This window comes from Acinetobacter sp. FDAARGOS_515 (assembly GCF_003938865.1).
Taxonomy (GTDB): Bacteria; Pseudomonadota; Gammaproteobacteria; order Pseudomonadales; family Moraxellaceae; genus Acinetobacter; species Acinetobacter ursingii.
In genome coordinates, this window is the sequence record NZ_RKIX01000001.1 from 224,911 (window position 1) to 251,523 (window position 26,613).

The 26,613-nt window shown below is 38.5% G+C and carries 27 protein-coding genes; 17 read left to right on the forward strand and 10 right to left on the reverse strand.

Features of this window, described 5'->3' with window-relative positions:
- The first annotated feature begins 399 nt into the window (after positions 1-399).
- Positions 400-633, forward strand: a complete 234-nt coding sequence (locus EGS47_RS01195) for a hypothetical protein (RefSeq protein WP_005006165.1) — start codon at positions 400-402, stop codon at positions 631-633.
- A 203-nt stretch (positions 634-836) separates the two neighbouring features.
- Here the strand turns inward: EGS47_RS01195 and EGS47_RS01200 are convergent, their stop codons facing one another.
- Positions 837-1,358 (reverse strand): hypothetical protein, encoded by a 522-nt coding sequence (locus tag EGS47_RS01200; protein ID WP_032056290.1) that lies wholly within the window; start codon positions 1,356-1,358, stop codon positions 837-839.
- A 356-nt stretch (positions 1,359-1,714) separates the two neighbouring features.
- Between EGS47_RS01200 and EGS47_RS01205 the strand changes: the two genes are divergently transcribed.
- From EGS47_RS01205 to EGS47_RS01215, 3 genes are all read left to right on the forward strand, one after another.
- Complete coding sequence (locus EGS47_RS01205) at positions 1,715-4,378, forward strand: type IA DNA topoisomerase (RefSeq protein WP_032056289.1); 2,664 nt, start codon at positions 1,715-1,717, stop codon at positions 4,376-4,378.
- Positions 4,379-4,394: 16 nt separating this feature from the next.
- On the forward strand, positions 4,395-5,393 hold the full coding sequence (locus EGS47_RS01210; protein WP_005006204.1) for a hypothetical protein: 999 nt from the start codon (positions 4,395-4,397) through the stop codon (positions 5,391-5,393).
- Positions 5,394-5,588: 195 nt separating this feature from the next.
- Positions 5,589-5,822: a hypothetical protein gene (locus tag EGS47_RS01215; protein ID WP_005006205.1), complete on the forward strand. Its 234-nt coding sequence runs from the start codon at positions 5,589-5,591 to the stop codon at positions 5,820-5,822.
- Between the two features lie 80 nt (positions 5,823-5,902).
- Here EGS47_RS01215 and EGS47_RS01220 read toward each other — a convergent pair whose 3' ends face one another.
- From EGS47_RS01220 to EGS47_RS01235, 4 genes are all read right to left on the reverse strand, one after another.
- Positions 5,903-7,711 (reverse strand): zinc ribbon domain-containing protein, encoded by a 1,809-nt coding sequence (locus tag EGS47_RS01220; protein WP_005006206.1) that lies wholly within the window; start codon positions 7,709-7,711, stop codon positions 5,903-5,905.
- A 201-nt stretch (positions 7,712-7,912) separates the two neighbouring features.
- Positions 7,913-8,242 (reverse strand): hypothetical protein, encoded by a 330-nt coding sequence (locus EGS47_RS01225; RefSeq protein WP_005006208.1) that lies wholly within the window; start codon positions 8,240-8,242, stop codon positions 7,913-7,915.
- 242 nt (positions 8,243-8,484) lie between these two features.
- Positions 8,485-8,946: an H-NS histone family protein gene (locus EGS47_RS01230; protein WP_005006210.1), complete on the reverse strand. Its 462-nt coding sequence runs from the start codon at positions 8,944-8,946 to the stop codon at positions 8,485-8,487.
- Between the two features lie 111 nt (positions 8,947-9,057).
- Positions 9,058-9,576, reverse strand: a complete 519-nt coding sequence (locus EGS47_RS01235) for a DUF2726 domain-containing protein (protein ID WP_005006211.1) — start codon at positions 9,574-9,576, stop codon at positions 9,058-9,060.
- A gap of 218 nt (positions 9,577-9,794) precedes the next feature.
- Between EGS47_RS01235 and EGS47_RS01240 the strand changes: the two genes are divergently transcribed.
- The 4 genes from EGS47_RS01240 to EGS47_RS01255 all read left to right on the forward strand — a co-directional run bounded on the left by EGS47_RS01240 (position 9,795) and on the right by EGS47_RS01255 (position 12,531).
- Entirely contained in the window at positions 9,795-10,484 is a 690-nt protein-coding gene (locus EGS47_RS01240; protein ID WP_005006214.1) for a hypothetical protein, read from the forward strand.
- A gap of 198 nt (positions 10,485-10,682) precedes the next feature.
- Complete coding sequence (locus EGS47_RS01245; RefSeq protein ID WP_000753507.1) at positions 10,683-10,991, forward strand: hypothetical protein; 309 nt, start codon at positions 10,683-10,685, stop codon at positions 10,989-10,991.
- Between the two features lie 350 nt (positions 10,992-11,341).
- Positions 11,342-11,692, forward strand: coding sequence for a hypothetical protein (locus tag EGS47_RS01250; RefSeq protein WP_218646829.1), 351 nt, complete (start codon positions 11,342-11,344; stop codon positions 11,690-11,692).
- 2 nt (positions 11,693-11,694) lie between these two features.
- Positions 11,695-12,531, forward strand: a complete 837-nt coding sequence (locus tag EGS47_RS01255; RefSeq protein ID WP_125269114.1) for a nuclease-related domain-containing protein — start codon at positions 11,695-11,697, stop codon at positions 12,529-12,531.
- 101 nt (positions 12,532-12,632) lie between these two features.
- On the opposite strand, the gene EGS47_RS01260 is transcribed toward EGS47_RS01255, so the two are convergent.
- Positions 12,633-13,670, reverse strand: a complete 1,038-nt coding sequence (locus EGS47_RS01260; protein ID WP_005006219.1) for a hypothetical protein — start codon at positions 13,668-13,670, stop codon at positions 12,633-12,635.
- A gap of 111 nt (positions 13,671-13,781) precedes the next feature.
- On the opposite strand from EGS47_RS01260, the gene EGS47_RS18565 reads away from it, so the two are divergent.
- The 7 genes from EGS47_RS18565 to EGS47_RS01295 all read left to right on the forward strand — a co-directional run bounded on the left by EGS47_RS18565 (position 13,782) and on the right by EGS47_RS01295 (position 19,702).
- Positions 13,782-15,698 (forward strand): hypothetical protein, encoded by a 1,917-nt coding sequence (locus EGS47_RS18565; protein WP_005006220.1) that lies wholly within the window; start codon positions 13,782-13,784, stop codon positions 15,696-15,698.
- A 118-nt stretch (positions 15,699-15,816) separates the two neighbouring features.
- The gene (locus EGS47_RS01270; RefSeq protein WP_005006221.1) at positions 15,817-16,662 is read left to right on the forward strand and encodes a hypothetical protein; all 846 of its coding nucleotides are present in this window, start codon (positions 15,817-15,819) and stop codon (positions 16,660-16,662) included.
- A 113-nt stretch (positions 16,663-16,775) separates the two neighbouring features.
- On the forward strand, positions 16,776-17,348 hold the full coding sequence (locus tag EGS47_RS01275; protein WP_005006224.1) for a hypothetical protein: 573 nt from the start codon (positions 16,776-16,778) through the stop codon (positions 17,346-17,348).
- Positions 17,349-17,383: 35 nt separating this feature from the next.
- Positions 17,384-18,307, forward strand: a complete 924-nt coding sequence (locus tag EGS47_RS01280; RefSeq protein WP_228711784.1) for a tyrosine-type recombinase/integrase — start codon at positions 17,384-17,386, stop codon at positions 18,305-18,307.
- 75 nt (positions 18,308-18,382) lie between these two features.
- On the forward strand, positions 18,383-18,760 hold the full coding sequence (locus EGS47_RS01285) for a hypothetical protein (RefSeq protein ID WP_005006227.1): 378 nt from the start codon (positions 18,383-18,385) through the stop codon (positions 18,758-18,760).
- Between the two features lie 20 nt (positions 18,761-18,780).
- Positions 18,781-18,966: a hypothetical protein gene (locus EGS47_RS01290; RefSeq protein WP_005006230.1), complete on the forward strand. Its 186-nt coding sequence runs from the start codon at positions 18,781-18,783 to the stop codon at positions 18,964-18,966.
- A gap of 34 nt (positions 18,967-19,000) precedes the next feature.
- A complete protein-coding gene (locus EGS47_RS01295; protein ID WP_005005861.1) occupies positions 19,001-19,702 on the forward strand; it encodes an IS1 family transposase in 702 nt (233 codons plus the stop codon).
- Here EGS47_RS01295 and EGS47_RS01300 read toward each other — a convergent pair.
- On the reverse strand, positions 19,667-19,882 hold the full coding sequence (locus EGS47_RS01300; protein ID WP_005006236.1) for an aspartyl/asparaginyl beta-hydroxylase domain-containing protein: 216 nt from the start codon (positions 19,880-19,882) through the stop codon (positions 19,667-19,669). The two genes, EGS47_RS01295 and EGS47_RS01300, sit on opposite strands and share 36 nt — an antisense overlap.
- Positions 19,883-20,361: 479 nt before the next feature.
- On the opposite strand from EGS47_RS01300, the gene fadB reads away from it, so the two are divergent.
- Positions 20,362-22,515: a fatty acid oxidation complex subunit alpha FadB gene (gene fadB, locus EGS47_RS01305; RefSeq protein WP_125269115.1), complete on the forward strand. Its 2,154-nt coding sequence runs from the start codon at positions 20,362-20,364 to the stop codon at positions 22,513-22,515.
- Positions 22,516-22,527: 12 nt separating this feature from the next.
- Positions 22,528-23,700: an acetyl-CoA C-acyltransferase FadA gene (gene fadA, locus EGS47_RS01310; protein WP_005006238.1), complete on the forward strand. Its 1,173-nt coding sequence runs from the start codon at positions 22,528-22,530 to the stop codon at positions 23,698-23,700.
- 860 nt (positions 23,701-24,560) lie between these two features.
- Here fadA and EGS47_RS01315 read toward each other — a convergent pair.
- The 3 genes from EGS47_RS01315 to EGS47_RS18570 form a co-directional block, all read right to left on the reverse strand.
- Positions 24,561-25,076: a YkgB family protein gene (locus tag EGS47_RS01315; protein WP_005006241.1), complete on the reverse strand. Its 516-nt coding sequence runs from the start codon at positions 25,074-25,076 to the stop codon at positions 24,561-24,563.
- A gap of 137 nt (positions 25,077-25,213) precedes the next feature.
- Positions 25,214-25,768, reverse strand: a complete 555-nt coding sequence (locus EGS47_RS01320; protein ID WP_032056444.1) for a carboxymuconolactone decarboxylase family protein — start codon at positions 25,766-25,768, stop codon at positions 25,214-25,216.
- Between the two features lie 58 nt (positions 25,769-25,826).
- Positions 25,827-25,988 carry a peptide-methionine (S)-S-oxide reductase gene (locus EGS47_RS18570; protein WP_223213851.1) on the reverse strand — a complete coding sequence of 54 codons (162 nt, stop codon included), beginning with the start codon at positions 25,986-25,988 and terminating at the stop codon, positions 25,827-25,829.
- Between the last annotated feature and the right edge of the window lie 625 nt (positions 25,989-26,613).

Sequence of the window (26,613 nt, forward strand, 5' to 3'; positions counted from 1 at the left end):
GTTCAGCATGAGATAACAGTTTGTGGAATTTACGTGAATATAATTAAAAAAGCTTTAAAACTTATTAGAGATCGGTTATATTACGAATCAAGGGATATTACCCTATTTAATAAACTATTAGACTGAGATTGTTCTAATAGTTTTTTTTTGCCCTTTTTTTGACATTTCCTCTTTTTTCTTCTATAGCTTCTGCTATATTTCTCCATATTTTTCGTTATTTTGGTTAATATTTAATCAATGTTAAAAGCTTAAATAATCAGCAACTTAGCCATTTATACCCACTACTATCCACAAAAACCTGTGCATAATAAAACCAAATATTAAATCCCAAAATGGAATTTCTTCAATTTTAAGCTATAATTTACGCACATATTTTTAATCATTGTAGTGGACTTAGTTATGAGCCATGTAGACCAAATAGAAACGATTAAAATTACTAATCGCGAAATCGGAATATTGCCTAACAATGTGCCAGTAGTAGATCAGTTTTTGAATAACTACCGCACACATAAAGCATCAACGACTCATTCAGTGGCTAGTAATTCACCTTTAATGAACAATACCAATTCAATGCATGTGCATCGGTCAGTAGAAGATTCTCCCTATAATCAACCTATTCGTAAAATTCATTAGAAATAAAAAAAGCAGCGATTTCGCTGCTTTTTTATTGCCTATTGGATTTGTTTAGTGCTGATCCATATAGCTTTGAGTGAGCTTCTTACGCTCGTAATTCTCTTTGAGCTGTATGCCAATACTAATAATTACCATAGGTAAAATGGCTAGGGCAAAAAGAATGCAGATCGAATCAAAAATATTGGCCTGGGCATATGAGCGCATTATTGCGGATTCGCATTGGTTAATTCCTCTAGTGTTGATGGTTTTGTGGCGACTGGTTCATTTGCTGGTGCTTCAGGTGATACTTCTGGTACTTCAGGTGATACTTCTGGTGTTGAACTTGGTTCTTGTTGTGGATCTAACTTGTCTTCATAAGACTCTTGTGGAAGTCTATTGCTTGCAACAAAGTTATCTAGAATATCCTGAGCCTTATATGCCTTATTGCATTCGTCATTTGAGGCGTACAATTCTTTTTGTACGCTATCGTCTAAATACTTTTCTCGGCCATCACTAACATCATCGCTGTAATAACCAGCTTTCTTAGCAGAATCTATATAAATGGAATAACAAATATTTAAAACATTACTACGCTCGTAATCATGTTTGTAATACCAGTCAATACTACGTTCCTTTGCATCGGTTTTCGTATCTTCAAGATATTGATCTAAGCGTTTTTCTTGTGGCGTAGACGAACACCCGATGATTAACAATGAGGTGCTTAAAACTATAAGTTTTTTAATCATGGTTTTAGCTTAAAACAAACGATACCTTTATAGTACAACATTAATTCGTTAAATAATATTTTTGGAATTTTAATTTGTGATGGTTAAACATTGCATTTTCAAACAATTAAGCCGTTTTTTCCCATAATTTTAGATAAATATTGTTGTCTTTTTGCGCGTAGAATATTGAAAACAGGAAGTAATTTAACCACTTGAAATGTTCATCCAACTAAAGATTAAGAAATAAGCCCTTAAAAGTGTTTGTTTATCAACCCTTAAACCTATTTAAACATTTTTAAAATTGTATATACTAAAACCATTACTAGATTAACTTCAGTAATTATTACTAAAGAAAGTTAAAAATTGGATGAATTTTAATGAGTAGTTTGTTCATAGTAGAGTCACCCGGAAAGGTCGAAAAAATTCAACATATCTTGGATGACCTGTATCCGCACGAATTCGTTGTACGCGCTTCAGTTGGCCATGTATGTGATTTACCTAATCATGAGATCGGTTTTTCATATCCAGCCTTTGTTCCTAAATACGAAATATCTCAAAATAAAACACGCGTTGTTCAAGAATTAAGACAGGCTGCTAAAAATGCAGATACGGTTTTCCTCGCAACTGACTTGGACCGTGAAGGTGAAGCCATTGCATATCACTTAAAACGTATCCTGAACTTATCTGACGATCAGTATATTCGCGTCAAATATAACGCTATTGATAAAAGTACGATCGCTAATGCACTTCAAAATGGTGAAGAGCTGGATCAAGGTATGGTGGCATCTCAAGAAACACGCCGTTTCCTTGACCGTATGATTGGTTTTTACTTGTATGAGCCAATTTCAAACATTTTAAAAGGCAAATTTCCTGTTGGCCGTGTTCAATCTGCCGTACTCGTTGTGCTTGGTGATTTAGAAGATCTACTGAAAAACTTCAAATCACATGAACATTACAATCTTGAAGTAACTCTAAAACAAGGTTGGGCTGCGAAATGGGATTTTTCTAAGTGGCTTAATCCTGAAATGAAGGATGTGCACAATAACCAGTGGTTAGATAAAGCTTCAATTACCCGTCTACAAAACGTAATTGATAAAAAAGACTTAACCATTACCAGTGTTGAAACTAAGCCATCTTTCCGCAGTGCTCCAGCGCCGTTTATTACTGTTGATCTGCAAGCTGCAGCTGCAGCGCGTCTTGGTTTGGATCTAAAACAAACTATGGAAGCAGCGCAAAAGTTATATGAAGGTGGTTATATCACTTACCATCGTACTGATGCTGCTGTAATTTCGCCTGAGGGGATGCAAGCTCTAGAAGCTTTTGGTGAGAGAGAGGGCATTGCGATTATCGGCAATAAAACCAAATCTCGCGATGGTGCTCAAGAAGCACATGAATGTATTCGTCCTAGTGACTTCTTTACCTTTGAAGCTGGTAAGGACCAAGTTCAAAAGGATCTATACCGTCTAATCTGGTTGCGTACTGTTGCATCGCAAATGGCTCCAGCTGAATACGAAGTTAAATCCGTTATAGGTGTCTATAAAGATGTCACTCTCAATGTAGATGGTGAAAGCATTACTAAAGATGCTGAATTCAAAGCTTCTAGCCGTATCTTAAAAGAAGATGGCTGGTTGGGCTTATTAAAGACCTACAGTATTGATGAAAATGCACTTGAATACGTGGACGGTGAAGAAGATTCAGAAAAAGAACCTGAACATACGCTACCTATAGATATTGAAGTCGGTCAAAACCACAATGTTATTGCTGGTAAAGTTATCGCGACCAAAACCAAACCACGTTCACGCTACACCGTACCATCATTGGTCAAATTACTTGAGAAAAAAGGAATTGGTCGTCCTAGTACTTACCAATCAATCTTTGAACGGTTAATCAAGCACGGCTATATCAAGCTTGTTAAAAAGAAAATTGAAGTTACACCGCATGGATTGAAGTTGATTCAAAACATTAGAGGTAAGTTTAGTTTTGCAGATCCGCTTTACACCAAAGAAATTGAAGAAACACTGGATCTAATCGCTACTGGTGATGCCGATTACAAACAAGAACTCCAAAAGTTCCATTTAGGGATTGAAAGTGAATTAGGACAGTTCTCAAAACATTGGCTTGATTCATTCCCTGTCTACAAATGTAAAAACTGTGATGACGGACGCATGTTGCCGAAAATCGGTACCAATCGCGACAAAACAACATCGGTCTACTGGTCATGTAATTCATGCAAAAGTTCAGCGCCAAACAGAAATGTTGATGGTAAAGATGAACCGGGTAAGCCAACTGTACGTGAGCCAACTGCTCATTTATGTTTATGTGGCAAATCACTGACTCAGGTTACAACTGATAAATCTGTATTTTTTGAGTGCTCTCAACGTGCGTTCGTAGATGGCACCTGTAAAGAAACATACCGTTCTACAAATGACGAAAGCGGTAACTTGGTTCCTGATTTTGACGAATATCGCCGTAACCATACATACAAATGTCAGCTTGAAGGGTGTGGCGGTTGGTTGCGTGAGTTAAAAGGTATTTCAACTTCTTCAGGTAAGCCGTATCACTTCTTTTCTTGTGAAAAATCCAATCCAAACCTGAAAGGCAAAAAATGTAAGTCGGGTCCATTAGAGGTGTTCCCTGATGGTAGTCCTAACTACGAGCCAAGATTCCAAGTGACCAAAACAGAGTATCCATGTATCTGTAAAAAGCCTCTTGTACATACCAAGTACCGCAAAGAACCTGGTGTTTACGAAGAGCGATACAGTTGTGAAGCTGCATCATGTAAACGTTATTTCGACATATTGCCAGATGGATCACCAGATACCCAACTTACAAAATCTCGCACTGGCAACGAAGCCAAGTGTTTTGAGTGTGGCCAGACCATGATTCAGTCTGCATTTAATTTACGTGGTGAACGTAAGTATAAATGGGATTGCTTTAGCTGTGGTGCAAGTGGATACGACAACAACGGTGAGCCAGTTCAACGTGGCAAAAAGAAAGCCAAGTCTAAATCGACCTCTACAAAAGCTAAATCAAGTAAATAATTGAATAGGTGAATAAATGAGTAATCACGAACCAGATGATATGGACAACATCGGGAAGGAAGCTGAAGAAGCGATCAAAATCCAACCCGATGATGAACATGTAAGTGAGCCTGAACAGCCAGCCAAGACAGCAAAGAAGGGCAAAAAAGTAAACATTGATGAAAACTTTGTTGCTAAGCATAAAAAGCTAATCTTGATTGGCGGTGTTGTTCTTTTCTTTTTGTTATTTGCTGTGGTTATTTTTGGCAATCAAAACATCGAAGTTGAACGTCCACAACAAAGCGATGTTGAACTTGAAGCTCGACTGCAGAGTGAAGTTGCAAGACGAGTAAAAGAAGAAAGTATGAAATTGGCTGCTCAGCGCAATGAAATTATCGACCGTATTAGTCGTAACTTTGACTGTAACGCACCACAAGTATTCTGTCATGCACAAGATACGTCAGAACCGTATTCAACTGTCGTTGCTAGTTTGCAGAACTTCCAATTTCAGCCAGATACGCCGTATGAAGTTTACATTGAAGTCTACCCCTTGAAAGTGGATGCCCAAAACCCACAATCAAGTCAGCGTAAAGGAAGTGTTTGTAGCCCGAACAACGTGCACCTTTTCTTATGCCAAAAAATCGTAATGAAAAATCCTGCGCTTATGGCCAATCAGATCCGCGAACTATATGCGCTACTAACGCCGTCTATGACTTATCGCTTGCAGATCAGCAGTCGTCCAATTACGCCAAGTGACATCGATCTGACATTGATTACTACCGAACTGGACAAAATGAATGCCGATTCTGCAACTGCTAGTGAACCTGAATTGGAGTGTGTACCGCCAGATCCTAAAAAAGATCCTGTTGCGTACAACTTATACGAAACAGGGGGCATGTCTTGTCAAGACATCATGAAGGACTTAGCTGCACGTAAGACAACTGCTCCAGCTGGTCAACCTGGTCAAGCTCAACAAAGTGGTGGTGAACAACCACAACATCCTGATGCATTTGGTACGCCAGTAGCAACACATTAAACATACTAATAAGAAACGGATTGATTTTGGTTAATCCGCTATTAATTGGCTTTTGGTTGAGAATACTAATTTAAGCATCTGTTTATCAAATAGATCTTAAAAAAATGAAACAATAAAATGCAGATTTATTCTGCATTTTTTAATTTTCACATTACAATAGTTTAAATTCGCAACTTTTAAGCAACCGGGTACGCTATGAACAACCCAATCAAAATTCAAGATCTGCAAGTGGCAGATTTGCCGTCCACGTTTAAGCTGAAGAAAAAACATAAAGAAGAAGTTTTTCTGAAGTTCAAAGAGTTGAATGAGGCACTATTCAAAGTAGGGTACATTCCAGTGACGTTCTCAGACTTTGTGCATGCACTTATAGAAACTGGCGTAAAGGGATTTTCTGTCGAAGAATATGTCAACGCTCAATTAAACTCTTAATTTTAGAACTCTAATTATTTTTTTGATGTCAAAAAAAAATGGACCACATTCGTAATCCATTCCTTTATTTTCTTTAACGATTAACTTTCTATTTTGGTACCACACTGAGGGCAAAACAGCATATTGTCCTGAAGTGGTTCACCACATTTCACACAAAACATATTCTTTTTCGGTTTGATGATCACGGGTACTTGATCTGATAGATCCTGACTGTGTGTTTCAGGGTTATTCATCAATCCAAGATGTGTACCATGTGTTCTTGGTGAGCTTTTATTGATTGCGCTATTCATCTGGTTCATAGATGACATGCGGTTAATATCTACTTCAGACGTTGGGGCAACCACAATGCTTTGGCTTTTGGCAAAGTCGGCTAAATGCTCTTTCAGTACAACAGCATCATCAGTACAAGCAGTCATGCTCAAGATCGCACGGTTTTGATATTTACCGAAGGTCGTTGTGCTAATTTCAGCGTACCAGACACGTAACGTCATGGTTTCAACATTGATGACTTCTTTTTGTGATTTCACGCTGTCGTCAAGGTAACGGCCAAAGTTCATTTGAGACAATTGATAGCTACCTTTAGCCTCAACCCATATTAGTTTTGATACAAAGTCAAAACGGCTCCATAGGTAATTACCGTGCTCAAAACAAAACTTCCCTAAGATCCACATCGATACACCAAAGAAACCATAAGTGAAGTCGCTAAAATCCAGATAGCTTCCGTTATATAGACCTTTGGCAAAAATAGTCATTAATACGACTGAAGCAATAAAACTTAACAATCCAAAACTATTGAGGATGGCTAACCAGCGATACTTTTCTTCTTTGAAGCATGAGCTCAATGTCATATCACGAAGGGTATTGATTGGCACTGGTTGAGTTTCTTCTAAGATCTCACCCTCAAAAGCACCGTTTTTACTGCGAGAGTTGATAACTGGCAACTGGCGTGAATAGATTCTGTTAGGAATAGCACTTTCCCAATTCTTTTGTAGATGGCGTTCAAGTTCATCAAACAATTGCATTGGTTGGCAATTCATACTCAAACTATCCTGAACGACTCCAGCACTGGCTTGTGGTGGCTGTTTTACCATTTGAGCAATCACGGCCAAGAAGAATATCGCAATCGCAATCAGCGCTGCAATTAACGTAAAAATTGCTTTATCCATGCTTGGCAACCAAATAGGTGCAACTGCATGTTGGGTAAGGATAGGAACCAATACAGGTCCAAGAATGGCGACTAAAACCAAACCAATGACTTTAGATAAACCAATTTCTTGTGCACCTGAGTTCGGATTAGCCATAGGACGCAATAAAACAATCAAAATAATGGCGTTGTAAACAATCCCAAGCCAAGCACCTGTATTGGGTGATGCACCCACATACGCGATTAGAGCACTCACTAAGGTAATCAGAAAAACAATCGCATTTTGAAATTGAGCTTCTGCAGCGTTACGGATGAATAATGGCGAAAAAATAAGATTAGGGAACAGTGAATATAGAATCCCGTTCACTGAGCCTTTTGGTTCTTCATAAATCAAAGCGCTTTGGCGTAGGATCTCTTTAATATCGGTTGCACCAGGATAAGCACCAGTTTCTTGAATGGATAACTCCTGTGCAAGTCCGGCTGGTTGATCACGACCAAAGTAGAACTTTAGGTTTGATAAGCCTGTGGTCAGCAGTAGAGCGCCATAACTGAACATTGCTAGACCAACTATAAGCGGTGGTAGTGCAACAAATACACCGTTACTGAATAGACCTTTTGCACTGAAAATTAAGCTTAGGCCAGCCAGCATAAAAACGATGGCACCGATCACTTTAAAAATGTTTTCTATTCGGTAGGGATTAGGGAATTCAAACCGCTTATCTTGCGAGTTATATTCATATGCCATTTTTAATACTCCTTAACGCATTTATCTAATTACGTTTTAACTGGTTAATTATAACTAAGTCGTGGGGTATAAAGTTTTTTTAGTTAAAATGAATCACTGTTTTAGTTAAGTTTTAATAAGGGAATTTAAAAAGTATTTTAAAGGCGCATTAAAAAAGGGGATAACGAATCCCCTTTAAAGATGTACCAAGCTTATGTGCTGTTATTTGTTTTGATCTGCTTGTTTTTGAGCATCTGCAGCTGCAGCGTTCAGCATAGAAGACATATCATTTTGCTCGTCCTCTTTTGGTGGATTTTGTTCTGCAGTTTTTTGATGTGCATCAAAATCGTGGCCCTCAACTTTTGAAGGTTTTTCATTATCGACATAAGCTTCACGCGCTGCTTGTAGGTCTGCAGATGGATCTACTTTGTCAATTTGTTCATCTGGTTGAATAGGTTTTGATTGAGATGTTGATTCTTCTTTTTTACTACAACCAACTAAAACCAAACCTACAGATAATAAGCCAGTTAATAATAGAGTTTTGAATGACATTTAATCGCCTCCAGCGAAACATAAGCAAAGGTATAGTCACATATACTTATAATGTATATACCAAAATTTAACTAAAACTAGTCCGTTGTATAACGTGACCTTTATAAAAACGGTTTAAGTATATACCAATTGCAAATTTTCTTGTTATCGGCTGAAAGCTAATAGAATAGGGTATCGCTTAACGACACTATATAATGGCAAAAAAAAACCACCTTTTACGGTGGTTTCACTAGTTTTAAAGATTAAATCTCTTTAAGGTCTAGATTTTGTTCGCAATAACTACGTACAGCTTCTTTATCTGAAGGATCAAAACCCTTTTCAATCATTTCTTCACGTAACCATTTAATTACTTGACCGCGACCAGCCCAACGTAAGCTGTTGTTTTCACGGTGAACCCATTCATGCGTAAGCTTACGTTTTTGACGTCTTACAGGCTCAACTTTTGTGGTATCAATGTGGTTGTTTTTTAGATATTCGCTAAGTGTATGGATGTCCACAACACCATCGGCAGTAATTTTTTCTGAAATGATTGCATTAATGGCACTAACAGCATCGTGAAAAGCTTTATTTTCTTTAACGACTAGTTGTTGTTGAAGTTCTTCAATATAATTCTGAAGTTCAACAGGTGACATTTGAGCAACATTTTCTGGTTTTGATACATTTAACATGTCATTAGTTCCAGTATTGCGAGTTAAGTTGTTCATGATTAAACCTTTAGAAATATATTTGAAAATTAATTCAAAATATCTCTTACGACAAAACCATTTTTACACATTTACATTATTAAAATCAATTAGAGTTAATCGTATTTATACCTAAATATACCTTGAAATGGTTTTTCTTATAACTTTTATGTCGGGAATTTCCTTAAACCTAATGACAGGAATGCCAGCACTCTTCAAAAGCTCGTCACGCCTTTTATCTTTATCCTGGGTATATTTGTGATAATGCCCATCAAGCTCAATAGATAATATAGGATTGTAGTCTTCATCAACAATCAAATAGTCCACGTAAAGCCTAGAAAACTGATTTCGGGTACTTATGTTTTGCGTGGTCATAAAAGCACTCATGCTTACTTGCACCAAAATGTTGCGTGATGGAATGACCTGTTCTAGTGCATCAAGCATTATAATCTCGTCTTTTGTAAGGACTTTTTTAGATACAAGCTCCTGATTCTTTTGAGGCTTACGATAGCCTTTTTTTGAATTCTTTTTGGCTTTAGTTTTAGGTTTGCGAAATACGCCACATAAAGCAAAAACAAACTTATACACTATATAAAACAATAATGAATAAATTATGGACTTTAACAAAAAGGAATTTAAAATCGTTTCCATAAACCTAATACACAACAAATTTTAAAGGGTGCTTAAACTTCTTAAACATATTAGATAGTTTTAACGGTGATTGATACGAATTAACTAAAAATGTTTAAGGACTATTAGTGATGCAATGTTAAAAATAGTATAATCTTGTAAAGACAGCTTAGAAGTAGTTTTAAAAGTAAAACTGGTTCTCACAAATAACACCGACTATTTCACTGGAAAAGTTTAAAATGGTATTTAATAAACGTACTTTAGCTTTACTGATTGGTACAATCTCGCTATCAGCACACCTCTATGCCAACAACACAACCGTTAAAGTCTCACAAACTCCAATTGTATCATCTTCACCAATTCCCTTAGTTAAAGCGAATGCAATTGAACAATACTATATCAATGTTAAACATCGCTTTAATGGTGCGGAATTTGAACAACCGCCTCGTAAAATTAAGAGCATTAAACTTAACTTGAATGTTATTAATAACGGGGAAGTGGTTTTAACGGCGCACGAAGCTGATAAATCCAAGCTGGAAGACTATTTACAGCAAAACCCTAAAAACTCGGAACTATTGGCCAGTTACGTTGCTCGTATGATCAATTACAACCACGGCTATACGGTTCCTGAAAACAAGGGTAAATACAGCAAGTATGCAAGTACGACTGTATATGAAGCTCTTCTTGATGAATTGAACTATAACTTCGCAACTACGCCAGTAGTATCAGTAGATAGCTATGCAAGCCAACAACAGCTTGAATCTGCTTATCTATACATCCTTTCTCGTTTAGATCCACAAGAAAAAGCGGTGTTTTGGCAATTTGTGAACACATACAAAGTAGGGGATAAGATTGAGATCCCTGAAGGTACTGTTATAGCAGATGTCTTGAACACTTATAAAATCCAATTGAATTTTAAAGCGCCTTAATCACTAAACAGGTAAGGAATATTTAGGAACAAACTATATTATTTTTTTAAAGTTATTTTTTACCTGTTCCTATATGTATTCGCCTTTTTATGTTTCCTCATGGTATTGGGTGTTTTATTCATTATTTTGGTGTGAGTTCTAATTAACTATGCGACATTCCAAACAACCATGCGATAAGGCTTGCTCAAGGGAATTTAGATGAAAAAAACAAATGTCCATATCTTCATTTGGAAATTTGTAATTGGATTATTCTTTTTTAGTTTTCTTATGACTTATGTTCACTCAAATGCTGAAATTACAAATTTATCAATGTTGTTTTATGGGTTTAAGGTAGGTCTGTGGTTTGCAACTATTGCTACCACTTTGATTTGTGTATTGCTCGGTTTAGCAAAGCTCTTAAACAATAAACCTGAGAAAAATGAGCTTATTTACTCATGGTTTTATACATCGACAAAATATACGCTAGTGTTTGTTTGCACATTAGCTGTTGCTATTTTTGTCGCATAGTTAAGTGTAATTTTTTGGTCTTATCGCAACATTGATTAGTAAATTTGTCGCACAGTTCTTTAGAATATTGAATGTATTTTATTGATATTTTATAAAACTGTCGCTTAGTAAATTGGAACTGACATTTGGGGGTCCATTACAGCATCAGCAATAGTTGGATCATGAAATTGCTCAAACCATAAATTTCGGAACTTGACTTTTAATCAACCAATATATTGCTCGAAAATTAGAAGCATTGGGTTGATGTGATTATTTCGAATTTGTTATTAGAAATTAATTGAAAGCAGTATTTTTTAAACTTTAGGTGGAATGAAAAGGTGATTTTTTCAAGTATATTCACTGGTCTTTTTATGACGGTGGGTTTCACAGCGCTAATTTATAACTACGTGTTGATGGGTGGTAATTCTGGTTTGTTCTTTTTGGTTTGGGGTGGTGGTTTCTCTCTAGCAGGATTGTATTTCCATTACCACGGAACAATTGGGAAAATTGGGTGGCAGAGACAGCGCTTTGTTCGTAACACGCAAACACTTGAATGGTATAAGACTGAATACCCTCAATGTGTTGTGACTACAAATATCGTGAAATGTTGTTTTTGCGAAAGTACATCAATTCGCAGATATGCCTTAAAAAACAATACTTACAAAATTCGCAACTCTTGTGCTAAATGCGGTGAAGTTTTGTTTTATACGGATGAGGATTAATAATGACTATTCATGCGTATTATGGTGATGTTAGCCACCTGAAAAATGAACAAAAAATGTTTGAAGACTTATTAACCCAATTGAAGCTTCATTGGGGTAATAGTGAAGATTGGATTTATTTGTTCTATAACACAATGTGGTCAGGTCAGGAAATTGATGTTATTGCTTTCACCAAGGAAGCAATCGTTGTTATTGACCTAAAAAACTATTCAGGCAATCTGGTTGGGTCGGAAAATGGGGAATGGCAGATTAATGGTGAGCTTGAGGTTCAGGGTGGCTCTCAGATTAATCCATTTGTTCAGATTCGGAAGAACAGATTTGCTGTTTTAGAGTGGTTCAAAAGTGCTGAATTGTTTACCGACCAAAACTTAGGTTTTATTAGTGGTTGCATCATCCTGAATGAGTTATCTAGTACGCAAATGGATTTGTCTCATTCGGTAAGAAAGTGGTTTTATGTTACCGATATTGCCAATTCAGTGGATACTTTGTCTAGACTCCATACCAAGGGGATTAGTCTTGCTAGTGATGATATTGTATACCTAGTAAACAAGTTAAAACTTAAAGAATATTCTTGGGATCAGGGTGTTGCTCCTAGAGTTCGCAATCTTATTCAGTCAGAAGATCATGATACTCCAAGTGATAATAGTCGTAATCAAAGTTCCGCTCCGATCAAATACACATTACATGATCAAATGGAAAAGAAATTCAAAGGTGTTTTAGCACCGTACCTATTTTTCTATGGAACGGTCATCATCTGTTTAGCTATTGCTTTTCATATTGCTAATGGTATGAAAGGTGAAGGGGTTGGGTACTTATTTAGTTTGATCTTTGGTCGCTAAAAATATCAGTTATTCAGGTTGGGATTCCGTAATTATTAAGCCTTTTCCTTTTTGCATTAAAAAAGCCTACATTGTAGGCTTTTAGCTTTTTTAGATCTGTATTACTGAATTAAGTCGTCAACGGCTTCACCAAGGTAGGTTGGATCGTATTGCTTATACAAATAGTTTTCCAGAATTGGTAAATCTGGTGCTAAAACCATTCGCGTAATTTTAGGACGATCTTCTTCAAGGTTAAGCTTCACATGTACGGCGAAGAAATCAATGTTGTTCGTGATGAAGTCATATTCTTTACGACCAGCACTTTTGAGTTGATCAACCATACGCGAAAAGAAGCGGTTATTCGTAATAGAGCAATTCAAGAACTCTAACGCATCTTTTTCAGTAACATTAATTTCAATAATGTTATTGAGGAAGGCTAGCTCTGGTTTAATTAAGTTGCCGTTACGGTCTGCAGTTAGACATTTTGTAGAAAAGGTACCAATACCAGCCATACGACCATCATATTTCACAAAACCGTGCTCTTCAGATGCAACTAAGTTTGACGCATGAACGTATAGAGTAGGGTGGTGCTTTGTATTCCACTCTAAATCAATAACGTCAGTTTCATTTTCTGCATAGAGAGTTTGTAAAAGGGATCTATTGAGGTTGGTATAGAGGACTTGATCAAGCTCTAATACTTTGCGGCGATATAGCTCAGCGAAGGCAATACCGTACTGAGATAAGATATTACATGTTGTATTGAAGCTATTGCAGTAAATCGCACGGTTATCGTTACCGCCGTCTCGATCCTCACTGACCACAATTACATGGTTCCCTAAAACACCATTGATTTTATAAACCACAATTGAGCCTAATGCGAAGTTTTGGGTAAGTAGTTCTTCACCCTCAAATCGTACTGCCGTGCAGTTTTTAATATTTTCTGCGCTTAAAGGATAATTACCCGGTGTGATGGACCACAATGTTGAGACTGGTACAAATAGAGGCTCAATAGAACTACTTAAGTCAACTCGACCAATCGTGATGATGCTTGTGCCGTTAAAACTATCGCCCTTGTGTTCTGCAACGGCTGATGTTCCGATCGTACCTGGTATTTGTGCGTTCTCTGAAGCGCTATTATTTGGTACAACTGATTCTGTCATGAAACAACTCACTAAAAGTTTTATCTTTGTTTAAAAATACCACATGATAAATAGTATTAAAACTTATACTACTATTATAAGATGATCTTTAAGATTCATAAAGGTATATTTATGCTAAACCATAAAACCCAAGTTTGTTTTTTTAATAACCTGATTGGACGTTTTTATAAAAACCATTTGATCATAGATGTTAAAACTTTAAACCTAGATTTTATTTTAGATGTTATTGAATTTCCGACATCAATTGAAGGTTTAAAAAAAGCACCTAAAGTATCAAAAATTAAAATACCTTTTACGCAACTTGCTCAGGATCTTCAGCCACAAAATTACCTAGATTTAGTCCAATCTGATGCCAAAAATCTGTATCTGCAGATTGGGCAAGAAAGACGTTATATTCACGGCGAACAAACTAATTTTTCATATGCTACATCGGTGTTTCAGCAGATCGGTGATGATGAAGTGCTCCAGCTTGAGGCTTTGAACTATGCACTGAAGCTCCAAAGCATTACTAATGGTATTCAGCAACATACAACAGCGATTGAGACATATATCGAGCTAAAGCCTTTACGATATGCGTTTAGCTTAGATACGTTCATAAGTGCAACTGCAGATCTAGATCAACCTTTCGATACTCGTGAAGCGCTTTCTGGCCATATCGTTAACCATTGGGAAAAATGGGTTAAAGCAAACAATATCACCAGTGAAAGTTCTTATGATGCGGTGCTAATAAATACCGATAAATTAATACTGGTTCGAGTCGGTATTCACTCATTCTCAGTGAAGATTACAGACCTTGAAGTGGCTGACGGCGTTATCTATGCTTCTCTTTGTGATTTAGAGCTCTTACAGGTGCTTCTACCAACGTTCTTTGATGGTATACCTTGCCGTATTACTGCATATGCCGATATGAACATTCAATATGCTGTATCGCAATATAAGACTTGGCTATCAAGTCAAAACCTGAAGAAGATCCAGTACGTTCGCAAACAAGGTATTGAGAAGTACTTGCGTAAAAAATTAGAAGATGAAAGTGACTTAATCGGTAACGCGCAACTTGCCAAAACCCTAATGAATACCAGCTATACAGAACAAACAGTCTCATTTTTTTCTGACGCTTGGGGATTATCGTACGCAAACCATTTTGAGAAGAAAATTCGTCATGCTTTTGATCTGGTCATACAGGCTTTGGATCATGAAGGGATCTCATTAGAGCAGCTGCAGTTCATCAATAGCCTAACAAAAGGGGCAATTGAGAATGCTATTAACGAGATGCTGAACAAGACTGGTTCGCCGTTAAACGTGGTACCAACACTCACTCAAGAATTACTGTTAATTTGCGATGAATTCAATGCCAAAAAACTCAACATATCAAGTGAGCTCTTGGATGCAATCACTCAGTTTGCAGAACAATATGCAGTATCACCACTGTTGGCCATTAAGCGTGATAGCGCCGTGTATTTGCTGTATGAACCATTAGATGCCGATAATCAGCTAATTGATTATGAGTGGTTTTGTACTGCGGTATATACCAAAAATCAGTTTGTGCCTGAAGCCGATGAACAACATAAAACAAATGTAGCGGATCTTCTTAAATCGGTTGAAGTACTGCATGTATTCAAGCCGAATATCCTGTCGTGGACCAATGGCAAGGTATTTGAAACGCCAGAAGAAAAGAAAAATGCTTTTATGTTATGTCTCACACCTGAAGCATTTGAAAATCAAATAGAATTCTTACGCACTAAGAACGCAATACCAGGATATTTTAAAAACCTGATTACATCCTTAGGTGGTTTAAGTACAGTGGCCACGGAACAAGATAAATACGGTGTATTTTTGATTGAGTCGATCGCTAAAAATTCGACTGGTTTTGCATATCAAGGACAACTCTTTCCTATCGATCAAAATGCCCAAATTGACTTAGATCAATGCTCAAATTTAACGCTTAATTCTAAACTACTACCAAAAAACTACCTGACCTTTAAAAGACTAATGAGATTAAGCGATAGTTTAACGAATGGCGTTAAATAGGTTTAAGAAATATTATTATTTTTACTTTAAGTTTAAATAGTGGTTTTTTAAATGCACAAAAATAAAGTATTATACTTTCAAACATAAAACCCTTTTAAAGTTATACAGAGAATACTGAATGAAACTATTAAAAACTGCGATGGTGGGTATCCTTGGTACTGTAATAGCACATACTGCTTTTGCTTATGATGATGTACCAACCCCAAATCCAAACTTTAAAGAAGCTTACGTGGGGCTTTTAACGCCATCTAAAAACTTTAATGTTGTTGCTGGTGGCCTTACACCTGAAATCAGCGAATATAAACTGTCTGATAGCTATTTTGAGAACAATTCAAATCAACGATACAAAGCGACAGCTCACCTTTATCAACAGATGAATACTCGACAACGAGCGATGTATTTATTAGTTCAGCACACAGCTTACTTAAACGATATTTTCTACCCTCAACGTAACCCTTTAGTTAATCCAAACGTATCAGACGAACAATTGAATGTTGAACCAGCACTTAATAAACTGCAGTCCTTACGTACTGACAAAGATATTGTCGAAAATGTTGTAGATCGTGAAACTATGCTTCAGGTATTAAAAGCACATTACGATTATTATATGCGCGATCAATTTACAGTACGTTTTTACGGTAAAAACCAAAACACATTTACTTATGGAATTGATAACTATTCTGGTTTAAAAATACGTTCGGTGGAAGGAAACTTACGCATTGTTGATCGCAAAAGAGGTACATTGTTAGGTGACTCAATGGTTAAGTTAAACCACTGGATACCAGCTACCCGTACCAAAGAGCGCCGCACTATTGATATACCGTCTTCCATGCCAGAATGGAAAGACGTTGAAATTAAAGATCTTGCAATTAAATTCCAACCAACTGCAATAACAACCATGCAAGGTAAACGCATTGATATTAATAAAATCTATGCGTACAACACTGAAAAATTCAATTTCTAATGTATATAGCGGTCACTATCGACCGCTTTATTTTGTTCCTGGATAAATATTAACCGTAGCCTAAGCAAAAGTTACTTGTAACTTAGAAAGGATATCTAATTAAGGTTAGAACTATGAAGAAATTACTTCTTTCAATTGCATCTGTAATCATGATCGGGGGATGCACAGAAGTTCCGAAGGATATGTCACATGTTGATGTTTTTACAAACGATCGCTACCTATCGACAGCATATGAGTTTAATAAGCTGGTTGATGATACATTCAAATACCCGTATTCAAACATCCCATTTTTAATGGTTACGGGAGGGTGGAGTGTTAGTGGTCCAAAAGAACCAATATCGCAAATTGTATACAGTTGCTTAGCTTCTAATGAGGTGCAATTGGTTACAAAATACAAACTATTTATGCCCGAAGTTACTTACATCAAAACACCTGAAAACCAGGTGAAAAATTGCATCATTAAACATTCTAATGGCTCAATTAATGCAGACGCGTTGAATGACCTTAAAGCCTTCACTTTATTCCAAAAATATTCAGATAATCCATTTTTACGCAAAACTGTGGACGCAGCGAAAGCAGATGGCAAAATATCAGTAAAAGAATATATGGATATTGTGCAAAATGTCATAAAATTAAGTAAGGCTGACGAACAGGTTCAGCTAGAAAAAACCATCCAAGAGCTTTAAGCATTATTATGTCGGAAAACCTTTCCATGCATAGCATGACGAATGAGGAATTGATTCAAGAATGGCTGGATAGCCTGAAGCTTGAAAATAAGTCCGACATGACAATTAATGAATACAAAAAGAGCTTACTTTTGATGTTAGAAATGCCTTTTTTTAAAGGTAAACATCTATTGGAACTAGACCGCGATTACATCACATCATTTCGGTTGCATCGAATCGATGTTGATATTGTTTCTGCAAGAACACTCAACAAAAATTTATCAGCTTTAAAAAACTTCCTGAACTATTGTCTGCGTAAGGAATATATACCTGAAAACTTCTTTTCTGACATTCGGGTTAAGTTCAAAAATCAAAGCTTACCGCGCCCGATCGCCGTGAATACGTTGAATGAGATACTTGATAACAAGACGCCATTAAATCCGAAATACAATAATCAAAAGTTAAGAGATCTAGCAGCTGCAGAAATTGCTTATTCTGGCGGTTTACGTATCTCTGAATTACATGCCATCAAACTAAGTGATATCAACCTCAGTGCTATGCAACTAAAGGTATTGGGTAAAGGAAATAATGAACGGATTGTTTTTTTAGGAAAAAAATCACTAGAGGCTATTTCTACTTGGCTTTTAGTTCGTAATCGTTGGATTTCAAAAGCTGGAGTAGAAGACTGCGGATATTTATTCATTGCACCATCTGGCAAACATATTGCGAAAAACCATTTAGGTGCATGCATTACAGCTCTGTTAAAGGCGCATGGTTCTGGACATATTGGTAGTACTCATGCTTTGAGACATAGTTTTGCATCGCACTTGTATAACAAAACAAAAAATATTCGCGCCGTTCAGGAAATGCTAGGTCATAAATCACTATCTTCGACACAAGTATATATTCTTGTAGATCACGAAACGTTGATTAGTTCTTATAAAGATGCACATCCACGCGCTAGAGCGAACCAAGATTAATAATTTATTCGCTTCTTGTACTTCTAAAGATATATCGTAAACGATCGAAATAATTAACTTTTGATGGTGCCCGTAATGGCTAAGACTTTTGAACAAGTAAAAAAAGAATTTTTCAATACAAGGGTCATCACAAACAATCGACTACCTAAGCGTGGTGAAAGCCACAAAATTGCTGTGAAACTTGGTTTAATAGACCAAAAACAATCAACATATGTTAAAAAACAGAAACTTTCATATGTTGGCTTATCTGTAATTGAGTGTTTTGAAGAAGCTGGTTTAGATGATGTCTATATCAATGAAAAAATTGAAGAGTTTTCAGAGCTAAAAAACTATACTTCATTACATAAGGCATTAAGAATACTTGATGACGGCCACATGGCCCGTTTAGCAAAAAAATTAGAGGTTTCAGTCGATATGCTCAATGCGACATTGGCTGTGCTGAATAAAATATAAAAAACGGATTGAACCAACCCATGAATGCAAATGAGCTTTATGAAAAGTTACAGCAAATTGGTAAGCCACTGGTCCACGTAGAAAGCCTCGTATCTACAATGCAGTTGGAAATCCCTGTTGAAGAGATTGAAAAACACATTGAACTTTTCGGGGTTAATTTTTTACTGGTAGAAGTTGTTCGGGTGGTGTATCAAAAAGTATGCTAAAAAAAAGCAGGTTGAATTTTGATAAAATAGAGAAATGCAAATAACTCTAGAAATCAAATGTCCAACCTGCCTCAGTGACAGTATAAAGAAAAATGGCATCAAAGTAGATGGGAAACAAAACTACCAATGCAAAGACTGCAAACGTCAGTTTATTGGTGACCATGCTCTGAGCTATCTAGGATGTAATTCTGGCATTACTCGTAAAATATTACAGTTAATGGTCAGAGGCAGCGGTATACGAGATATCGCTGAAGTTGAGCGCATTAGTATCGGTAAAGTCTTACGGACTTTAACTGAATCGGCCTATCAAATTCAGCCTAAACAAAGTCATTATGAATCTCTCGAAGTAGATGAATTCTGGACTTTTGTTGGAAATAAAAATAATAAACAATGGCTTATTTACGCCTACCATCGAGAAACAGGTGAGATTGTTGCTTATGTTTGGGGTAAGAGAGATTTAGCTACAGTCCAAAGGTTGAAGACAAAGCTTAAACAATTAGGTATTCACTACACCCGAATTGCAAGTGATCATTGGGACAGTTTCATCACTGCTTTTAAAAACTGCAAGCAAAGTATTGGTAAGTTGTTTACTGTAGGAATTGAAGGTAATAATTGCAAAATAAGGCATCGAATAAGGCGTGGTTTTAGAAGAAGTTGCAATTTCTCCAAAAAGCTTGAAAACCATTTTAAAGCCTTCGACTTAACCTTCTTTTACATCAATAATGGCTTCATTTAATGTCAGCATACTTTTTAAAACACCACCCACCTTTGAAAACATGTACATGAGGTAGTTTATCGGCGCAAGAATCGTTGAGTGATCGAAAAATTGACGATAAAACGAGTGACGAACCTTCCCACGTTGCTGAATGTAAAGTGCAGAAAGAATAAAAATCGCCAGAATGATCCACTTAATCATATGAAAACCTGGAAACCAAAGAAAACGAAATAAAAGAAAAAGACCGGTATTCGGTCTAGACTGCGAATTGTAACATAGGCTGCAAAGTACGTCCTATTTCCAGCTTTTCATCACAAGTTTTCATTCTGTTTGGGTTTACCTGCAAGTGCAGCATTGACTAAATTGCCAAAATCGGCTCAAAGATCGACTTGAAACATAAGGGCGCGGTCTAATCGTTTTTTGATCACTCATCCATAAAAAATCTTAAATGAAACAAAAACTTCACTCTATTTAGGCCGCATCATTCAAAAATACATCACGCAAGCACACGAAATAATTGAATAAAAATAGATGACCCTTGCGTCACGGCTTGATACAACTTGTTATGTTCTTTTTCGATATAGTTATCGTAAGATTGGCGGAGCATAGATGTACGTAGGAATGACGTACTCGCTTCACAACATCAACTTAGAAGTCCTCCAAAATAAAGGAGATCAGGCATGATCCACGCTGGCAATGCCATTACCGTCCAAATGCTTTCGGACGGAATTGCAGAATTCCGCTTTGACTTACAAGGTGAGTCGGTCAACAAATTTAACCGTGCAACGATTGAAGATTTCAAAGCTGCAATTGACGCTGTTAAAGCAAACGGTGACATCAAAGGCTTAATCGTTACTTCGGCTAAATCTACATTTATCGTTGGCGCAGATATTACTGAATTTGGTGCAAACTTCGCTCAAGGCGAACAAGCGATTGTGGATTGGGCATTGCCTGTTCACGACATCTTCAACGCGTTTGAAGATTTAGAGATTCCTAAAGTTGCAGCGATCAATGGTATGGCATTGGGCGGCGGCTTTGAAATGTGTCTCGTGTGTGACTATCGTGTGATGTCAGAAGCGGCTCAAGTCGGTCTTCCTGAAATCAAACTGGGCATCTTCCCTGGTTTCGGTGGTACGGTTCGTTTAAGCCGTCTAATTGGTATCGACAATGCAGTTGAATGGATGGCAATGGCTAATCCTAAAAAACCAGCTGCAGCACTGAAAGACGGTGCGGTTGATGCGGTTGTTGCTGCGGACAAACTACAAGACGCTGCGATTGACTTGGTTAAACAAGCTCTTGCTGGCCGTGTAGACTGGAAAGCAAAACGTCAGGAAAAACTTGACCCAGTTAAATTGAACCCAATCGAACAAATGATGGCGTTCAACTCGGCGAAAGGTGCAGTTCTTGCAAAAGCAAATCCTGCTCAATACCCTGCGCCTAAACTTCTTCTTGACTCATTACAAGCAGGTGCAAGCCTTCCACGTAATGAAGCACTTCAAGCTGAAGCGGCTGGTTTTGCAAAAGCAGCGATTACACCACAAGCAGGTGCATTGATTGGTTTATTCATCAATGACCAAGTGGTGAAGAAAACTTCGAAGAAATATGAAAAAGGTGCACACCCTGTAAACCAAGCGGCTGTATTGGGCGCGGGTATCATGGGTGGTGGTATTGCTTACCAAGCGGCAAGCAAAGGCACACCTATTATCATGAAAGACATTGGTAATCCACAACTTGCTTTGGGTATGAAAGAAGCCAATGGCTTACTGACCAAACAAGTTGAACGTAAGAAGATGAAACCTGCTCAAATGGGTGAAACTCTTGCGCGCATCCGTCCAACTTTAAGCTATGACGAGTTTAAAGAAGTGGACATCGTGATTGAAGCGGTGACTGAAAATCCAAAAGTAAAAGGCATTGTACTTGCTGAAACTGAGAAGAACGTTCGTGACAATACGATCATTGCTTCAAATACTTCAACAATTTCAATCACACGTTTGGCTGAAAACCTACAACGTCCTGAAAACTTTGTCGGTATGCACTTCTTTAACCCAGTACACATGATGCCATTGGTAGAAGTGATCCGTGGTGAGAAGACTTCGGCTGAAGCGATTGCGACCACTGTGGTTCTTGCTCAGAAAATGGGTAAAACCCCAATCGTTGTCAACGACTGCCCAGGTTTCTTAGTAAACCGCGTATTGTTCCCTTACTTCGGTGCATTTGACCTTCTATTGAAAGACGGTGCTGACTTCCAACAAGTCGACAAAGTGATGGAAAAATTCGGCTGGCCTATGGGTCCTGCTTACCTAATCGACGTTGTTGGTATCGACACGGGCGTTCACGGTGCAGAAGTGATGGCTGAAGGTTTCCCTGACCGCATGAAGCCAGACTTCAAAGGTTCAATCGAAATCATGTACGAAAACAAACGTTTGGGTCAAAAGAACGACGTTGGTTTCTACAAATACGAACTTGACCGTAAAGGCAAAAAAGCCAAAGTGGTTGATCCAACTGCGTATGAGCTTGTTGCTACTGTGGCAACTGCAGAAAAACGCGAGTTTGATGCTCAAGAAATCATTGACCGTATGATGCTGGCTTTCTGTAACGAAACTGTTCGTTGCCTAGAAGACAACATCGTAGCGACTGCTTCTGAAGCAGACATGGCAATGATTATGGGTGTAGGTTTCCCTCCATTCCGTGGTGGTCCATGCCGTTACATCGACCAAACAGGTGTTGCTGAATACGTTGCACTTTGTGACAAATACACACACTTAGGTAAGGCTTATGAAGCGCCACAAATGTTGCGTGACATGGCTGCTAACAACAAAAAATTCTACGGTTAAGGAGCAACGTGAATGGCTACTTTAAATCCACGTGACGTTGTCATCGTTGATGGCGTACGTTCAGCAATGGGTAAAACCAAAAACGGTATGTTCCGCAATGTACGTGCTGACAGCTTATCGGCTGAATTGGTTCGTGCTTTAGTTGCTCGTAACCAGTTTGACACCAATGAAGTTGAAGACCTGATCTGGGGCTGTGTAAACCAGACTTTAGAACAAGGTATGAACATTGGCCGTAACATTGGTTTATTGGCTGACCTTCCAAAAACTGTGGCAGGTCAAACAGTTAACCGTCTTTGTGGTTCATCTATGCAAGCGCTTCACACCGCTGCTGCACAGATTGCAACCAACCAAGGTGATATCTTCATCATCGGTGGTGTAGAGCACATGGGTCACGTAGGCATGATGCACGGCATCGACCTCAACCCAGAAGCGTCTAAGCACTATGCAAAAGCGTCTAACATGATGGGCTTAACGGCTGAAATGTTAGGTCGTATGAACGGCATTACGCGTGAAGAACAAGATGCGTTCGGTGTTGAATCTCACCGCCGCGCTTGGGCTGCAACGCAAGAAGGTCGTTTCAAAAACGAAGTCATAGGTGTTGAAGGTCATGATGCCAATGGCTTCAAAATCCTATGCGACATCGATGAAGTGATTCGTCCAGATGCAAACCTTGAAGCATTCAAAGGTTTACGTCCTGTATTTGACCCGAAAGGCGGTACAGTCACTGCGGCAACGTCTTCTGCGCTGTCTGACGGTGCTTCTGCAATGTTGTTGATGTCTGCTGAACGCGCTCAATCACTTGGTTTAAAACCACGTGCTGTGATTCGCTCTATGGCGGTTGCAGGCTGTGACGCTGCAATCATGGGTTATGGTCCTGTACCTGCAACTCAAAAAGCGCTTAAACGTGCTGGCTTAAGCATGGCGGATATCCAAACCATCGAGTTAAACGAAGCATTTGCTGCTCAAGGCTTATCAGCCATGAAAGGTCTAGGCGTTTATGACAAGCAAGACATCATTAACTTGAATGGTGGCGCGATTGCATTGGGTCACCCATTGGGTTGTTCTGGTGCACGTATTACAACCACGTTGTTGAACGTAATGGAACAACAAGATACACAAATCGGTCTTGCGACCATGTGTATTGGTTTAGGTCAAGGTATCGCGACGATTATCGAACGTGTTTAATTAACACTAAGATAAAATAAAAATCCCCCTTGTTGGAGTATATAGTAAAAACAGTGTCTATTCGCGTGTGAGTGAGTGACAGGGCTTTACATATAACGTCAGCGGCTTTAATTTCAAACGTACATACTGTGTATAATGGTATGTACGTTTTTTATTTGCGCCGAGTCCTTCGGCGGTAACCATTCATCCATGAATTTTTGTTCAGTGTTTAATTGCACCTTGTGAGTGCGACTTGTTCCAACAAGTCGGGAGAGATAGGAGTTACGTCATTGGTTTAGCAGGACGGGGATAGTTATTTGCGGCAAGTACAGAGTTGTCGCCGCATCCATGCGGCTTTGACAGTTCAGTTGTTCACTCATTGATTCACCTTCTTGATTAATTGCACTTAATTTACCACCACATTGCAACCGCTCCTTACCACGTGTTGCAAATTAATCGCACCACAACTTTCACGGAAAGTACCACTTCGTCGGATCTCGGCTTTGTGCCAAAAGCTGAAATTCACTGAGATTCGACAAAATCGGCGCTTTTCACTGAAAGCGGACATTTCTGACAATCACGGAACTGAGACTCTCGAAAATTTCGAGATATCAACGCATTGCCATAAAGTAAAAAATGAGTGCATTATTCATTTCGGGTTTCAAGAACGCACCGTTTTTCAGACTATATCGATGTGGCCAAAAATAGTTGACCACTACAGTTTTTGAATACTGTATTTTGCCTTTTTAAGACCAATGAAGTGATATTATTTAGTAAGGCACGTACTTGAAGCACTTATAAAAGGTGTTTTAAATGATAAAAATAAAGGGTTTCTAATGTGTTTAGGAACCCTCTAACTTAATAGTTGTTTCGGGTTCGGCTTATTTGGTTTTGTGCTCCAGTGCTGTAAGTGATGTACCTACGATAAATATAGACACGACAAACAAGCCTAAATCTTTTAGCAAAAACTGGCCAGGAACCACAGAGATCGCAGGAAACCCAAGAGATGCCTCAAAAACACCGGGTGTAGTCAGCATGAACGACAATGTCGTAAAAAAGAGTCCGGTTGAAAGTACACCGCCCAAGATTGCGAGCTTAGGGGAGAAAACTCGTGCAGCGATTAACAGGCCAACTGAAATTTCAAGCACACCCAGAAAATTTGAGAATCCTTGAATGCTGAGGAAGCTATACATCCACGAAAGCAGAGGGCTATTACTAACAAAACCATGTATACCGTTTGCTTCGTAGCTAGTGAATTTCATGCCACCAAACCACAAATATATTATCGTCATGGCAACGTAGATGCCACCTATACCAAACTTAGTGATTTTTGCACCGAGATTATTACTAAGGGTATTGGTAGTCTGGACACCATTTTCAATTTCGGGAATAGTCATCTTATATCTCCAATTATTTTTAGCCATGTGGACTCACTCTATGTAGCCCACTAAAATGATATGACTCTTGAGAAAAACTATATGTTTACTCGAGTCGAACCTAACTTAGGTAATTGCTGTAGTTGAGCACCAATGGATTAGACATCAATGCCTAGTGGTTGAACGGCCGGGAAGTCGACCTCGGTCTGTGTCACTTCGTTAACGTAGTTAGTGAAAGTGTTCAGGGCAACAGCCAACAGAATATCCACTACATGTGCATCACTGTAGCCAGCGTTCAGCACCGCTTGGACCTGGTCATTGCTGACTTGCCCGCGCTGGCGGACTACGGCGGCAGCAAAACGCACGGCTGCGTCGGCCTTAGGGTCATTTGATGCACCGCTGCGGTTGGCAGTGAGTTCAGCATCATCAAGCTTGGCCACCTTACGGCCTAGGAAGGAATGGGCAGCAAGGCAATAATCGCAGCCGTTGATCTCAGCGACGGCTAGGGCAATACGCTCAAGAGTCGCTGTACCCAAGCCGCCCTGTGCTGATGCTGCGCTCAATTGCAGGTAGCCAGACAGCGCAGCAGGGCTGTTGGCAACGACGCGGAACATGTTAGGAACGCGGCCCAGTTGTTTTTCCACAGCCTTGAGTGAGGTATGGGTAGCAGTAGGCGCGGCGTCGATTGTGGTAGGGGTGTTCAAACGTGACATAAATTTCTCCTAGTGATTTGAAAGACAGCACGCTGTATTGGCGTGGAATAAATTGTATTTAAGAAGGTTCTGCTTGATAATCCGTTGCTATCAGACAGCTCATCTTCACGTCTTGCGCAGTCGCCATTTCAGTGCCACTACACATCTTCGTTGACGTTACGCCGTCCTGATTTCTAAGGAGGTCTTCGAGACTCCAAAAACACCCTCCAGCAACGATCACATAATTTATGTTTCATAAAGCCTCGTTGGTTTTTATCTATTTACTGATGTACCTGACTTTACAGCGTGTAAAACAGGTATAACATGTTCAGTAGTTCGTATAATGTGACTTATTAGACAGTTTACGTAGGGGGTATGTATGGATGCAGACTTTGGATATCAGATTTAAAGAGTTGTGAAATTAAGGGTTCACGAAAAAAATGAATGTCTGCAAATATAGGGCAAATTAGATTGTCTATGTCCATATAAATTTCAATGCTTTACATTTTTAAATGTTCAATTGCGTTACTCAGATTCAACTTTTGGTGGCAGATTTATCTTAAACATCAGCCCAGCAATTCGCACGGTAGTACTTTGTTGACTATCCCCTGACAAAGTAACAATTTCTTGCCACAATCAGACTTGAGCACTTTACTTCGCGCCTATGTGCACTGCTTAACGCACCAAGGCTTCTGATGTTCTGATTGACACCAATTACTTCGTTTCCTGCTTGATACTTTGAGATCAACAGGATTGAATAAAGTAAAAGGGGCTATTTAAATATTGAGGGAACAAGTGGCAATAGATTTGAGCATAGAAATCGCACTGCTGTTAGAGCGCTGGCAGGGCATTGTAAACATGATGGC

Excerpts from the sequence above, each read along its gene's own strand:
- EGS47_RS01230 (WP_005006210.1), bottom strand. The coding sequence starts at position 8,946 with ATGAACAACTTAACTCGCAATACTGGAACTAATGACATGTTAAATGTA.
- EGS47_RS01255 (WP_125269114.1), top strand. The coding sequence starts at position 11,695 with ATGACTATTCATGCGTATTATGGTGATGTTAGCCACCTGAAAAATGAA.
- EGS47_RS01315 (WP_005006241.1), bottom strand. The coding sequence starts at position 25,076 with ATGACTATTCCCGAAATTGAAAATGGTGTCCAGACTACCAATACCCTT.
- EGS47_RS01320 (WP_032056444.1), bottom strand. The coding sequence starts at position 25,768 with ATGTCACGTTTGAACACCCCTACCACAATCGACGCCGCGCCTACTGCT.
- EGS47_RS01215 (WP_005006205.1), top strand. The coding sequence starts at position 5,589 with ATGAACAACCCAATCAAAATTCAAGATCTGCAAGTGGCAGATTTGCCG.
- EGS47_RS01250 (WP_218646829.1), top strand. The coding sequence starts at position 11,342 with ATGACGGTGGGTTTCACAGCGCTAATTTATAACTACGTGTTGATGGGT.
- EGS47_RS01290 (WP_005006230.1), top strand. The coding sequence starts at position 18,781 with ATGAATGCAAATGAGCTTTATGAAAAGTTACAGCAAATTGGTAAGCCA.
- fadA (WP_005006238.1), top strand. The coding sequence starts at position 22,528 with ATGGCTACTTTAAATCCACGTGACGTTGTCATCGTTGATGGCGTACGT.
- EGS47_RS01275 (WP_005006224.1), top strand. The coding sequence starts at position 16,776 with ATGAAGAAATTACTTCTTTCAATTGCATCTGTAATCATGATCGGGGGA.
- EGS47_RS01300 (WP_005006236.1), bottom strand. The coding sequence starts at position 19,882 with ATGATTAAGTGGATCATTCTGGCGATTTTTATTCTTTCTGCACTTTAC.
- fadB (WP_125269115.1), top strand. The coding sequence starts at position 20,362 with ATGATCCACGCTGGCAATGCCATTACCGTCCAAATGCTTTCGGACGGA.
- EGS47_RS01210 (WP_005006204.1), top strand. The coding sequence starts at position 4,395 with ATGAGTAATCACGAACCAGATGATATGGACAACATCGGGAAGGAAGCT.
- EGS47_RS01270 (WP_005006221.1), top strand. The coding sequence starts at position 15,817 with ATGAAACTATTAAAAACTGCGATGGTGGGTATCCTTGGTACTGTAATA.
- EGS47_RS01285 (WP_005006227.1), top strand. The coding sequence starts at position 18,383 with ATGGCTAAGACTTTTGAACAAGTAAAAAAAGAATTTTTCAATACAAGG.
- EGS47_RS01235 (WP_005006211.1), bottom strand. The coding sequence starts at position 9,576 with ATGGAAACGATTTTAAATTCCTTTTTGTTAAAGTCCATAATTTATTCA.
- EGS47_RS01220 (WP_005006206.1), bottom strand. The coding sequence starts at position 7,711 with ATGGCATATGAATATAACTCGCAAGATAAGCGGTTTGAATTCCCTAAT.
- EGS47_RS01280 (WP_228711784.1), top strand. The coding sequence starts at position 17,384 with ATGACGAATGAGGAATTGATTCAAGAATGGCTGGATAGCCTGAAGCTT.
- EGS47_RS01225 (WP_005006208.1), bottom strand. The coding sequence starts at position 8,242 with ATGTCATTCAAAACTCTATTATTAACTGGCTTATTATCTGTAGGTTTG.
- EGS47_RS01260 (WP_005006219.1), bottom strand. The coding sequence starts at position 13,670 with ATGACAGAATCAGTTGTACCAAATAATAGCGCTTCAGAGAACGCACAA.
- EGS47_RS01200 (WP_032056290.1), bottom strand. The coding sequence starts at position 1,358 with ATGATTAAAAAACTTATAGTTTTAAGCACCTCATTGTTAATCATCGGG.
- EGS47_RS01240 (WP_005006214.1), top strand. The coding sequence starts at position 9,795 with ATGGTATTTAATAAACGTACTTTAGCTTTACTGATTGGTACAATCTCG.
- EGS47_RS01195 (WP_005006165.1), top strand. The coding sequence starts at position 400 with ATGAGCCATGTAGACCAAATAGAAACGATTAAAATTACTAATCGCGAA.
- EGS47_RS01295 (WP_005005861.1), top strand. The coding sequence starts at position 19,001 with ATGCAAATAACTCTAGAAATCAAATGTCCAACCTGCCTCAGTGACAGT.
- EGS47_RS01205 (WP_032056289.1), top strand. The coding sequence starts at position 1,715 with ATGAGTAGTTTGTTCATAGTAGAGTCACCCGGAAAGGTCGAAAAAATT.
- EGS47_RS18565 (WP_005006220.1), top strand. The coding sequence starts at position 13,782 with ATGCTAAACCATAAAACCCAAGTTTGTTTTTTTAATAACCTGATTGGA.
- EGS47_RS01245 (WP_000753507.1), top strand. The coding sequence starts at position 10,683 with ATGAAAAAAACAAATGTCCATATCTTCATTTGGAAATTTGTAATTGGA.